The 13,306-nt window shown below is 68.3% G+C and carries 1 protein-coding gene (only partly in view); it reads left to right on the forward strand.

The genetic code is table 11. From position 1 onward, the window contains the following. The first annotated feature begins 43 nt into the window (after positions 1 to 43). On the forward strand, positions 44 to 13,306 hold the 5' portion of the coding sequence (locus H7A76_RS23050; RefSeq protein WP_185700642.1) for an SDR family NAD(P)-dependent oxidoreductase. 1,527 nt of this gene lie beyond the right edge of the window; only the first 13,263 of its 14,790 coding nucleotides appear in the window; its start codon is at positions 44 to 46; its stop codon lies beyond the right edge, outside the window.

The raw sequence follows: 13,306 nt of genomic DNA on the forward strand, positions 1-13,306 counted from the left end.
CATTCATTCATCCAAAGCAGACGCGTCACAGGGAAGTTGAAGCATGCAAACAGCCGCACATCACACCGGCGCTGGAATTTTCGCTGAGCTCGAGGCACTGGCGCGTCGCCTGTTGGCCAGCCAGCTGGACGAGTTGGGGCTTGCCCGCGCCGAGGACCTCAAGCGCCTTGGCGCGAATGTCCCGGATTACCTGCGGCCCTGGCTGGAGGAAAGCCTCGGGTATGTGGCCGGGGTCGAGCGCGGCCCGGCCCAGGCGCTGTGGCAGCAATGGCAGGAGCAGTTGTCGCGCTGGAGCCGCGAACCTGAACTGGTGGCCAGGGCGCGTCTGCTCGATGCCTGCCTCAAAGGCTTGCCGGCGCTGCTGCGCGGGGAGCTGAGCGCGCCACGGATCCTCTTCCCCGAGGGGACGATGAGCCTGGTGGAGGGCGTCTACAAGAACAACCAGCTGTGCGATTACTTCAACCAGGTGTTGATCGCCGCGGCGCTGGCCTATATCGAAACCCGCCCGGAGCCGGCCGAGCCGTTGCGGATCCTGGAGATCGGCGCCGGTACGGGCGGCACCACGGCGGGCCTGCTGGCGGCCCTGGCGCCCTGGCACGCGCAGATCGCCGAGTACTGCTACACCGATCTGTCCCAGGCCTTCCTGCAGCATGGCGCCGAACAGTTCGGTGCGGCCAACCCTTTCCTGCGGACCCGGCTGTTCGACGTGTCCCGGCCTTGCGCCGAGCAGGGCATGGAGGTCGATCGCTATCACCTGGTGGTGGCGAGCAACGTGTTGCACGCCACCGTCGATATCCGCCAGACCCTGCGCAACGCCAAGGCGCTGTTGCGCAAGGGCGGCTTGTTGCTGCTCAACGAAATCAGCCAGGCCTCGCTGTTCACCCATCTGAGCTTCGGCCTGCTCGAAGGCTGGTGGCACTACCGCGATGCGGCCTTGCGCATTCCCGGTTGCCCCGGCCTGTCGCCGGCTGGCTGGCAGGCGGTGCTGGAGCAGGAAGGTTTCGGCCTGGTGCTGTTCCCGGCTCGCGAAGCCCACGACCAGGGCCAGCAGATCATCCTGGCCCAGAGCGACGGCATCGTCCGCCAGCCCCTGGGCCGGCCAGCGCCTGCCCCCGCGCACGAACCTGCACCGCTACCTGCGCCGCTGGCGCAGCCGGCCGTTGCCGGTGACTGGTGGCAGCAGGTCGCCGGGTTCCTGCGCGACCTGGTCGGCACGACCCTGAAAATCCCCGCCGCCAAGCTCAGCCTGACCCGGCCGCTGGAAGACTATGGCCTGGACTCGATCCTGGTGGTGCGCCTGACCCATGCCTTCAGTGCGCATTTTTCCGCCGTCGACAGCGCGGTGTTCTTTGAAGTGCCGACCCTGGCGGCGCTGACCGACCACTTCATCCTGCATCGGGGCCCCGAGCTCGAGGCGTTGCTGGGAGCATCCGAGCAGGTACGGCCCGACGCCGGCGCGCCATCCAGCGCTACGCCGGCGATAGCCGCCGGCGCGGCAGCCGGTATCGCCATCATCGGCCTCGACGGGCGCTACCCCGGGGCGCGATCCATGGATGAGCTGTGGCACAACCTGGCCACCGGGCATTGCGCCATCGGCGAGATTCCACGCACACGTTGGGACTGGCGGCGTTACTTCGCCTCGGAAAAAGGCACCCCCGGGCATCTATACACCCGCTGGGGCGGCTTCATCGAGGGTATCGACCAGTTCGATCCGGGGTTCTTCCGCATCTCGCGCACCGAGGCTGAACGCATGGACCCGCAGGAGCGGTTGTTCCTGGAGGTGGCCTACCACAGCATCGAGGACGCGGGCTACAACCCGGCGACCCTGCATCGCCAGGGCGAGGTCGGGGTGTTCGTCGGGGTCATGAACGGCAGCTACAACCCCATCAGCAACTACTGGTCGATCGCCAACCGGGTGTCTTACCAGCTGGACCTGCACGGGCCCAGCCTGGTGGTGGACAGCGCGTGCTCGTCGTCGCTGACGGCGATCGACCTGGCGGTCCAGAGCCTGCTCGGCGGACGCTGCGAGGTGGCCATCGCCGGTGGCGTCAACCTGATCGTCAATGCCCGGCATTACCTTGGCCTATGCGAAATGATGATGCTCTCGTCCGGCGACCAGTGCCGTGCCTTCGGCAATGAGGCCGATGGCTTCGTCGATGCCGAGGGCGTCGGCGCCGTGGTGCTCAAGCCGCTGGCCCGCGCGCTCGCCGACGGCGACCGGATCTACGGAGTGATTCGCGGCAGCGCCACCAATGCCGGCGGCAAGACCAACGGCTATACCGTACCCAGCGCCACGGCGCAGCAGCGGGTGCTGGAAAAGGCCCTGGCGCAAGCGCACCTGGACCCCAGTCGGCTCAGCTATATCGAGGCCCATGGCACCGGCACCGCGCTGGGCGATCCGATCGAGATCAGCGGATTGAACCGGGTCCTGGCCAAGCAGGCGGGCATGCAATGCGCCATAGGCTCGATCAAGAGCAATATCGGCCACTGCGAAAGCGCCGCCGGCATTGCCGGGCTGAGCAAGGTGCTGCTGCAACTCAAGCACCGCCAGCTGGCGCCGTCGCTGCATGCCGCGCAGCCCAATCCACGGATCGATTTCCACGAGACCCCACTGCGCCTGCAGCAGCGCCTGGCACCCTGGACGGCCAATGGTGCGACGCGCATCGCCGCGATCTCGTCGTTCGGGGCCGGCGGCGCCAATGCCTCGTTGATCGTCGAAGAGCATCTGGCCCAGGTGGACTTGCGGCCGGCCATGCCCGGCCCCTGGTTGATCCCGCTGTCGGCCAGGGATCCCCAGCGCCTGGCGGAGTCGGCCACGCGGCTGCTGGATTTCCTGGCCGGTGAAGGAGCCGCGGACCTGGCCCTGGACGACCTGGCGTGGACCCTGCAGACCGGGCGCGAAGCCCTGGCCGAGCGCCTGGCGCTGACAGTGGCGTCAGTGGCGCAACTCCAGCAAGGCCTGGAACAGTGGCTGGCCGGTACGGCCCAAGGCCACGTATTCCAGGGCCAGTGCGATCCCTACGGGTCGCCGGCCACCGACGCGCCATTGCCGGAGCAGGCGCGGCTGGAGCAACTGGCGGCCGCCTGGGTGCTGGGTGCCAGCGTGGACTGGCCACGGCTCTACGGCGATGACACCCAGCGGCGGCCCAGGCGCATCAGCCTGCCGGGTTATCCCTTCGCCCGAGACAGCTACTGGCTTCCTGGCCTGGCCCAACCAGCAGCCCCTGGGGGGCCGGTCGAGACGCCGACGGCGGCGGACCTCGACGATTGCTGCTACCTGCCACGCTGGGAGGTCCAGGCAGCCGCGGAACCGGCGCCGGAGCCAGGCCCCGGAGCGGTGTTGCTGGTGACCCTGGGCCAGGCCGGTAGTATCAGCGAAGCCTTGCAGACGGCCTTGCACGCGCATTACCAGGACCGCCGCCGGTTGTTGCGGATTGATTGCGAGCCGGGCGCGTCTGCCGAATTGGCACCGGGTCACTGGCGTTGCGATGCTGGCGACCCGGCAGCCCTGGCCGACACCCTGGCGACGCTGGGGCCGCTGGCGCAGATCCTGGTGAGCGTCGCGCCACAAGCGGCCGACCTGTCGCTGGCAGAGCTGGCCGACAGCCTGCAGCACCATGAGCTGCCGCTGTTGCGCCTGTTCAAGGCCCTGGGCCAGCAGGCTGGCGAGCACGTCATCGATTGCTTCCTGTTGTCGTTCGCTCGCCACGGTTTCGCCGGCTCGGCACCCTCGGGCAATCCCGTGGGGGCGGGTAGCACCGGCCTGGGTTATGCGATGGCCCAGGGTGAGTACCGGGTGCGCCTGCGCCAGCTGGACCTGGACCCCGCCGACCTCGAAGAGCCGGCCAGCCGGCAGCGGCTGGTGGCGCAGATCCTGGCCGAACCTGCCGCCTTGCGCGGCGAGCCGGTCAAGCTGGCCGCCGGCGAACGCTTCGTCCAGCAACTGGCGCCGCTGGTGCTGCCACCACCGTCCGGCACCAGCCCCTCGGCGCTGCGGCACGATGGGGTGTACCTGATTCTTGGCGGCAGCGGAGTGATCGGCCAGGTGCTCAGCCGGCAGTTGGTCGAGCATTACCAGGCCCGGGTGGTCTGGCTGGGCCGGCAACCCGCGGACAGCGAACCGGTGCGCCAGCGCCTGGCGGCCGAATCGCTGCGTGGACGGGTCGACTACCTGCAGGTCGACGCAACGGACCTGGCGCAGTTGCAGCGGGCCGTGGCCCAGGTCACCCAGCGCTACGGGCGGATCAATGGCGCGGTGTTCTCGGCCATGGTCTTCGACTTCGAGAACAGCATCCGCCACACCAGCGAAGAGCAGTTCCAGGACATTCTCCAGGTCAAGAGCCGTGGCAGCCTGAACTTCTACCAGGCCCTGGCAGGGCAGCCGCTGGATTTTCTCTGCTACTTCTCGTCCGGGCAGGGCTTTGCCTTTTCCGGTGCGGCGAAGCTGTCCGCCTACGCCTGTGGCATCACCTTCGCCGATGCTTGCGCCGCCAGGATCGCGGCCACCGCCAGTTTTCCGGTGGGGGTGATCAACTGGGGGTTCTGGCGTGCTTCGCTCCAAGCGCAGCCGATCAGCGAGCACCTGGACGCCCTCGAGGATGCCGAAGGGTTTGCCTGCTTCCGCCACTTCGTCGGGCACTTGGCCAGCGGCTCGCTGCCTCGCTTGTTGTGCCTCAAGGCATCGCCCGCGGTACGCCAGTTGATGGCGGTGCCCGAGGGCCGGCCGTTGCGTTTCGAGCCTGGCGAGCTGCTGCCGGCCGCCGCCCCGTCGGTCGAGTTGCCAGCGGCCGAACACCAACGCCTGCAACGGATATTCGAGCACCGGATACTCGATCAGTCCATCGCCGTGCTGTTGTTGGTCCAGTTGCAGACCCTGGGGATCTTCGTGACCAGCGACGCCCATGACGCCGAACACTGGCGCCAGCGCGCCGGGATTGGCGAGCGCTACCGGCGCTGGTGGCAGGAATGCCTGGCGATCCTGGTGGAACAGGGTCATCTGCGCCGGCAGGGCGCGACATTCGCCGTGGCCACCCCCATCGCCCGGAACCGCCGTGAGGCGATCCTGGCCGCCTGGAAGGACCAGCGCGACCGGTACCTGGCGGACCCCGAGCGGCAGGTCCAGGTGACGCTGATCGACGATTGCCTGCTGCACCTGCCACGCATCCTGACCGGGCAGCTCCAGGCCACGGACCTGTTGTTCCCGGACGGTTCGATGGACAAGGTCGAGGGTATCTACAAGCACAACAGCCTTGCGGACTTTTTCAACCGGCAACTGGCCGTCCAGGTCTGTGCCCACATCCAGCGGCTGGCCGAAGCCGAGCCCGGCCGGGCGCTGCGCATCCTCGAAGTGGGCGCCGGCACCGGCGGCACCACCGCCGCCTTGCTGGCAGCGCTGGAACCCTGGGCCGGGCACATCGGCGAGTACTGCTACAGCGACCTGTCCCGGGCCTTCCTGCACCATGGCCAGGCCAGCTTCGCCCAGGGGCGGCCCTACTTCACCACGCGCATCCTGGACATCAGCCAGGGCCACGACAGCGTCCCGGCCTATGACGTCATCGTCGCCACCAATGTGCTGCACGCCACCGGCGACATGCGCCGCACCCTGGGGCGGGTCCGCTCGCTGTTGCGCAATGGCGGCCTGCTGGCGTTGAACGAACTGAACCGCAAGACCTGCGCCGCTACCGTCACCTTCGGTTTGCTCGATGGCTGGTGGCTGTACGACGACCCGGCATTGCGCATCCCCGGTTCACCGTTGATCGCCGAGCGGACCTGGCTGCAGCTGCTGTGCAGCAGCGGTTTCGAACGGGTCCTGGCGCACATCCCGCCGGCCATCGCCCTGGGACAGCAGATCATCACCGCCCATGGCGACGCCCTGGCGTCGCCAGTCGTCGCGCTGCAACAACCGGCCGCGCCCGCACCCGACAAGGAGTCCAGCGTGAACCTGCCACCTGCCAGCGCCACCACCCCCTGCACCGATGTTCCAGGCAGGTTGCGGCAACTGATCGTCCAGGCCCTGGCCAGGACCCTGAAGGCCGAAGAGCAGGGCATCGCCCTGAACACGCCATTCTCCGACTACGGCGTGGACTCGATCCTCGGCGTCGGGTTCCTCAAGCACCTGGGCAGCCAACTGGGAATCACGCTCAACAGCGCGATCCTGTTCGAGCAGGCCACGGTGGCCAAGTTGCAGGCCTACCTGCTGCAGGCCCATGGCGCGCCGATCGCCGCGGCCCTGGCCGGTACCGCGGCCAGTGTCCAGGCCCCGCCAGCGTCCCGGTTGCCGGACAACCCGGTCGTGGCCGCCGCGCTGGCGGGTACGGTTCCCGGCGGCACCACGCAGGGCCGACCGGGGCCGATCGCGGTGATCGGCATGGCCGGGCAGTTCCCCGGCGCCGACAACGTCGAGCAGCTATGGGCCAACCTGCTGGCCGGTTACGACAGCGTGCAGGAGCTGGGGCCGGACTATCTGCGGCCCGAGGCCTACAGCACGGATGGCCGGCCGGGCACCAGCCGTTGCAAGCGCGCCGGCATCCTCAAGGACCGCGATTGCTTCGATCCACTGTTCTTCAGCCTCACTCCCCATGAGGCGGAGTCGATGACGCCCCACCAGCGACTGGTGCTGCAAGAAAGCTGGAAGGCGCTCGAGGATGCCGGCTACGACCCTCGGACCCTGGCGGGCCAGGCAGTGAGCCTGTATATCGGCGCCGAGCCGGGGGGCTACCAGCATGACTCCTTTACCGGCGGGTCCGAGGCCATCATCGCTTCGCGGCTGTCCTACTGCCTGGATCTCAGGGGACCGGCGATGGTGGTCAATACCGGCTGCTCGTCCTCGGCGGTGGCGATCCACCAAGCCTGCGAAAGCCTGCGCCACGGCGAAAGCCGCATGGCGCTGGCCGGCGGCGTATATGCGTTGCTGGACCAGCGCGGGCTGGTCAGCCTGTCGGCCATCGACATGCTCAGCCCCAGCGGCCAATGCCATGCGTTCGATGCGGCTGCCGATGGCACCGTGATCTCCGAGGGCGTGGCCATGGTGGTACTCAAGCGCCTGGAAGACGCCGAGGCCGACGGCGACCCGATCCATGGGGTCATCGAAGCGTCCGGGATCAATCAGGATGGCCTGAGCAACGGCATCACCGCGCCCAATGGCGAAGCGCAGGAGCAACTGTTGCGTGATACCTGGCACAAGTTCGCCATCGACCCGGAGCAGATCAGCTATGTCGAGGCCCATGGCACCGGTACCCGGCTGGGAGACCCGGTGGAGGCCAACGCGTTGATCCGCGCCTTCCGCTCGTTCACCGAGGCCCGGGGCTATTGCGTGCTGGGCAGCGCCAAGGCCAACCTGGGCCACGCCGCGGCGGCGGCCGGAGTCATCGGCCTGGTCAAGGTCCTGCTGTCGATCCGCCAGCGCACGTTGCCGGCGATGCCCGGTTTCACCTGCCTCAATCCACTGATCGAACTGGAACATTCGCCGTTCTACATCAACCGCCAGGCTCAGGACTGGCAAGCCAGCGGTGGCACTCGCTTGCTCGCCGCGCTCAATTCCTTCGGCCACAGCGGCACCAATGCCCACCTGGTGGTCGGCGAATATCAAGGACAGCCGCTAGATGCCGCGGGCCAGGCGCCGGAAACTGTCGGCCGGCTCGTGCCACTCTCGGCCAAGACCCTCGATAGCCTGCGTGACAACGCCAGGGCCCTGGCGCATTGGCTGGAGCACAACGACGTGCCGCTCCAACACCTGGCCTTCACCTTGCAAACCGCCCGGGAACCCATGTCCGTGAGGGCGCTGGTGGTCGCCGAGGATGCCGGGCAATTGCGCACGCGGCTGCTGCGCCTGGCCGACGGCGAAACACCGGCGCTCAGCGGCGACCACGACCCCCTGGCCAGCCAGTGGCTGGCCGGGGCGCAGGTCGATTGGGCGGGGTTGTGGCCGGCCGGTTCGGCCAGGCGCATTCACCTGCCGACCTATCAATTCGCCAAGGAGCGCTACTGGATCGAGCAGGTGCCCGTGTCTGCCGCCGAGCCGGCCCGGTCGCCGATGCCGGAGCTTGCGCCGGCGACCGGGCTGTTCCTTGCTCGCCCGGTGTGGCAGGAACCCCTGGGCACGAGCTTCGATGCCGGGGCCGGGAGCCATCGGCGCTTGCTGTTGTGGGTCGGCTTCGACCCGGCACAACTGGCGCAGTTGCAGGAGCTGGCCCGCGTTGGCGGTGCCGGGGTCCAGGCGCAAGTGCTGGCTTGCGACAAGAGCACTCCGGGAGCCTGCTACCAACAGCTGGCCATTGCTTTGCTGCGGTGCGTGCAAGGGTTGAAGGAGCGGGTCCAGATAGAACTGATGATCGCCGAACAGACCCCGGAACAGGGGCTCTACGCAGGCCTGGAGGGGCTGTTGAAAACGGCCTGCCTGGAGCAGCCATCGCTTAGTGCCAGGTGCCTGCTGGTGCGGGTGGACGCCGGCCAACCACTGCCGGCGGCGCAGTTGGCGCGCTTGACCAGCCTGTGGGGGGAGCGCCGCCAGCGCGCCAGCTCGGTGCTGCAACGGATTGCAGCGCAGGGCGAGCACCAGGAACTGCAATGGCAGGAACTGGCGGACGACGGTGCTGCCAATCGCGGCGGCGTGCATGTGCCCTGGAAGGATCGCGGAGTCTACTTGATCACTGGCGGTGCCGGTGGCCTGGGGCTGATCTTCGCCCGGGCGATTGCCGAGCAATGCCGCGAGACCACCTTGATCCTGGTCGGGCGCTCGACCCTGGACGAGGCGCGCCAGGCGCAGTTGCAGGCCATTGGCCGGTTGGGCGCCACGGTGGTCTACCAGGCGCTGGACCTGACCGATGCCCAGGCCCTGGAGCGCCTGGTCGCGAGGATTCGCGCCGACCACGGCGGGCTCGATGGGGTACTGCATGCCGCCGGGATCAACCGGGACCGCTTGCTGGCCCAGAAAACACCCCAGGACCTGGTCGAGGTATTCGCCGCCAAGGTATTGGGCACGGAACTGCTCGACCATGCCTGCCGCCAGCTGTATCTGGATTTCTTCGTGTTGTTCTCGTCCTGTTCGGCGGTGCTCGGCAGCATCGGCCAGGCCGACTACGCCGCTGCCAACGGCTTCATCGACCATTTCGCCGCCTGGCGTAACCAGCGGGTCGAGCAGGGTTTGCGTTTCGGCCAGACCCTGGCGCTCGCCTATCCGTTGTGGCGCGACGGTGGCATGCGCGTCAGCGCTGCTGACCAGGCGCATATTCGCCAGCACAGCGGCATGGTGCCCATGCAGTCGTTGCAGGGGATCCAGGCCTTGCAGCTGGGCTTGGGCGCGGGCCTTGAACGGCTGCTGGTGATCGAGGGCGACCTGGCGCGCATTCGCGGACACTTCGCCGCCACCGAGCCTGGGGTGAGCGAGCCGGAGCAGGGCTCGACGGCACCCGCTGGCTACTCCACGCAGCTCGACGAAGCGATCCTGGACCGGCTCAAGGCGGTGTTCTGCGCTGTCACCAAGTTGCCGGCCAGTCGGGTCGAAACTCTGGCACCGCTGGAGCGATACGGCATCGACTCGATCATGATCATCCGGCTCAACCGGGCGCTGGAGGAGGTATTCTCGACGCTGACCCAGTTGCCCCCGGCGGAGCGCCTGCTGTCCAAGACGCTGTTTTTCGAATACCCCAACCTGCAGGCGCTGGCCGCCTACCTGGTGGCCGAGCACCCACGCGCTTGCCTGCTGTGGAGCGGCCTGGGCGCCCAGCCGGCCGGCCAGGCGCCTGCCCAGGCGGCAGCGCCAGCCGCGCCGCTGGACACCGTCGAGCCCATCGCCATCATCGGTATCAGCGGTCGCTACCCCCAGGCGGCCAACCTCGAACAATACTGGGAGAACCTCAAGGGCGGGCGCGACAGCATCACCGAGATCCCCGCGCAGCGCTGGCCACTCGAGGACTTCTATGTCGACTCGGTCGCCGAGGCCCTGAAGCTGGGCCGCAGCTACAGCAAGTGGGGCGGGTTCATCGACGGCTTCGCCGAGTTCGACCCGCTGTTCTTCAATATCTCGCCGCGCGAGGCGCTGAACATGGACCCGCAGGAACGGCTGTTCCTGCAGTCCTGCTGGCAAACCCTGGAAGACGCCGGGATCACCCGGGCCGACCTGGCCAGGCAGTACCAGGGCAAGGTCGGGGTCTTCGCCGGGATCACCAAGACCGGCTATGGCCTCTATGGCCCCGAGTTGCGTGCCCGGGGCCAGCTGATCTTTCCCCGTACCTCGTTCAGTTCCACTGCCAACCGGGTGTCCTATGTACTGGATCTCAACGGCCCGAGCGAACCGGTGGATACCATGTGCTCGTCGTCGCTGAGCGCCCTGCACCGGGCCTGCCAGAGCCTGCGTCGCGGCGAATGCCGGATGGCCCTGGCCGGTGGTGTCAACCTGTACCTGCATCCGTCCAACTACGTCGAGCTCAGCGCCGGGCAGATGCTCTCCAGGGACGGCCGCTGCCGCAGCTTCGGCGAGGGCGGCAATGGCTTCGTGCCGGGCGAGGGCGTCGGCACGGTGCTGCTCAAGCCCCTGTCCCAGGCCCTGGCCGATCGCGACAACATCCACGGGTTGATCCGCGCCGTGGCGGTCAACCACGGCGGCAAGACCAACGGCTACACCGTGCCCAACCCCCAGGCCCAGGCCCGGGTGATCCGCCAGGCCATCGCAGAGGCCGGGCTCGATGCCCGCCAGATCAGCTATATCGAAGCCCATGGCACCGGCACCGAGCTGGGCGATCCGATCGAGGTGAGCGGCCTGGTCCAGGCCTTCGCCCCCGATGGCGTGGAGCCTGGCCGTTGCGCCCTGGGTTCGGTGAAAGCCAACATCGGTCACCTGGAAGGTGCCGCCGGCATCGCCGGGTTGAGCAAGGTGCTCCTGCAGTTCAAGCACAAGCAATTGGTGCCGAGCCTGCACGCGGCGACGCTCAATCCCAACCTGCACCTGGAAACCACGCCGTTCCACCTGCAGCAGCGGCTCGCCGACTGGCAGCCGGCCGATGGCGGGCGGCGTATCGCCGGGGTCTCGTCCTTCGGGGCCGGAGGCGCCAATGCCCATGTGCTGCTGCAGGAGCATGCCGAGTACCGCGAGCTGCCCAGCGCTGGGGCGGTCGAGGTGATCCTGCTCTCGGCCCGGGACCCGGAGCGCCTGCGCGACTATGCACAGGCGCTGCTGGCCTACCTGGAGGCGCGTCCGGCGCTGGCGGGCGGCGAACTGGCGAACCTGGCGTACACCTTGCAGCAGGGGCGGGAAACGATGGCGGTGCGACTTGGCCTGATCGTCGATTCGCCTGCGGCGCTGACCATGGCCTTGCGCGCCTTCATCGACGACGGCGCGGCCCCGCCGGGGGCATATGGCGCCGACCTGCGCGGCAAGCGCGCGGCCGCCGAGCTCCCGGCCGAGCATGGTGATGCCCCGGGCGCGCCCCTCGCGCAATCCTTGCTGGCGGCCTGGACCCGTGGCGAGGCCGTCGACTGGTCGCAGTTGCAGGTCGGCCGTGAAGGGCCGCCGCCGTATCGGATCAGCCTGCCGGTCTATCCCTTCGCCCGGGAATCCTACTGGCTGCCGAGCCTGGAGCCGGTGCCCGGCGCCGAGGCCGCGACGGCGCCCAGCGGATTGCCGCTAGCGACCAGCATTGACCACCTGAGCTACCTGGCCCGCTGGCAGGCCGATGACCAGGACGATCAGGCGCAGATTGCCGAGCGGGCGATTGCCGGGCACCGCTGCGTGCTAATCGTCGCCGATGCCAGCAACCGGCCCATGGTCGAAGCACTTGCCGCCCAGTACCTGCTCGGCGCCGGCTTCGCCACCGACGGTGGCCGGGTGATTCGCCTGGAACCCGGCCAGCGCACGACCTGCCTGGCCCCGGACCACTGGGAACTGGACGTGGACGATCCGCAAGCGCTGGAGCAGTGCCCGGGTACCCAGGCGCCCATCGACTGCCTGTACTTTTTTGGCGGTCATGCCGAGCCCAGCCACTGGCAGGCGCAACTGGACAGTCCGAAGGCCAACGAGATCCTCCTGTTGCGCCTGGGCAAATGGCTCAAGCAACACAGCCCTTGCCCGTCCATCGACAGCTACATCATCAGCCAGGACAACTTCGCCATCGGCACCGGGTCGGTGAACGCCGTGGGCGGCGGGCTGACGGGCATGGCCTATGCCATGGCCCAGGGTGAGCATCGGTTTCGCGTGCGCAACCTGGATGTCGATCACCGCGAGTTGCTCGATTCCCGGAGCCGGCCGCGCTTGCTGCGCCAGATCCAGGGCGAGGCCGGGCTGGCCCGGGGCGAGGTGGTGGGGTTGCGCGATGGCGTGCGTTATCGCCAGCGCATCTTCAACCTGGGCTGGCAACCCCAGGGGCAACCGGCCGACGGCCACTTCACCACGCCGGCGCTCAAGCGTGGCGGGGTCTATGTGATTCTCGGCGGCGCTGGCACCGTGGGTTCGATCATCAGTCGCCATCTGCTGGCCGATTACCAGGCCCGGGTGATCTGGCTCGGGCGCCGCGCCGTGGACGATCCCCAGGTGCAACGCCGGCTTGCCCACTGCCGGCAGCAGGTTCCCGGCCTGGCCGCGCCGGCGCAGTTGCACTACCTGCAAGCCGACGCCAACGATCCGGCGGCGCTGCACGGCGCCGTGGCTGAGATCAAGCAGCGCTACGGGGCGATCAATGGGGCGATCTTCTCCGCGGTGGTGTTCAGCCATGAAGATCCACTGACGCGTATCCCCGAGCCGCAGTTCGAGGCGATCCTGGCAGTGAAGAGCCGGGGCGCCATCGAGTTCTACCGGGCGCTGGCCGATGAGCCGCTGGACTTCATGTGCTACTTCTCGTCCGGGCAGAGCTTTGCCTTTTCCGGCGCTGCGCGCCTGGGCGCCTATGCCGCCGGCATCACCTTCGGCGATGCCCTGGTGCGCAGCCTGGGACAGCAGGCCGGGTTCCCGGTAGGGGCCATCCACTGGGGGTTCTGGCTGGCTTCCCTGGCCGAGCAACAGGAGGCCGATCCGGCGGCGCAACCCATGAGTCGCCACGCCGCGGCCCTGGAGGACCGCGAGGGCTTCCTGTGTTTCGCCCGCTTCATCGACGCCCTGAGCCGTGGCCAGCTGGAGCAGGTACTGTGCATGGCGGCTTCGGCGCCGGTCCGCCAATTGATGCAGTTGCAACCCGCACGGGTGGTCCTTGGCCAGGATGCGGCACAGGGGGGCGAGAATGGCTTGGAGCGCTATCGCCTGGCTGCCCGGCCGTTGCTTGCGGCCCACGATCCGTTGCCTTTCGATGCCGCCCTGGCGGCCATGACATTGGCCCAATTG

The organism is Pseudomonas sp. MSSRFD41 (assembly GCF_014230245.1).
GTDB lineage: Bacteria > Pseudomonadota > Gammaproteobacteria > Pseudomonadales > Pseudomonadaceae > Aquipseudomonas > Aquipseudomonas piscis.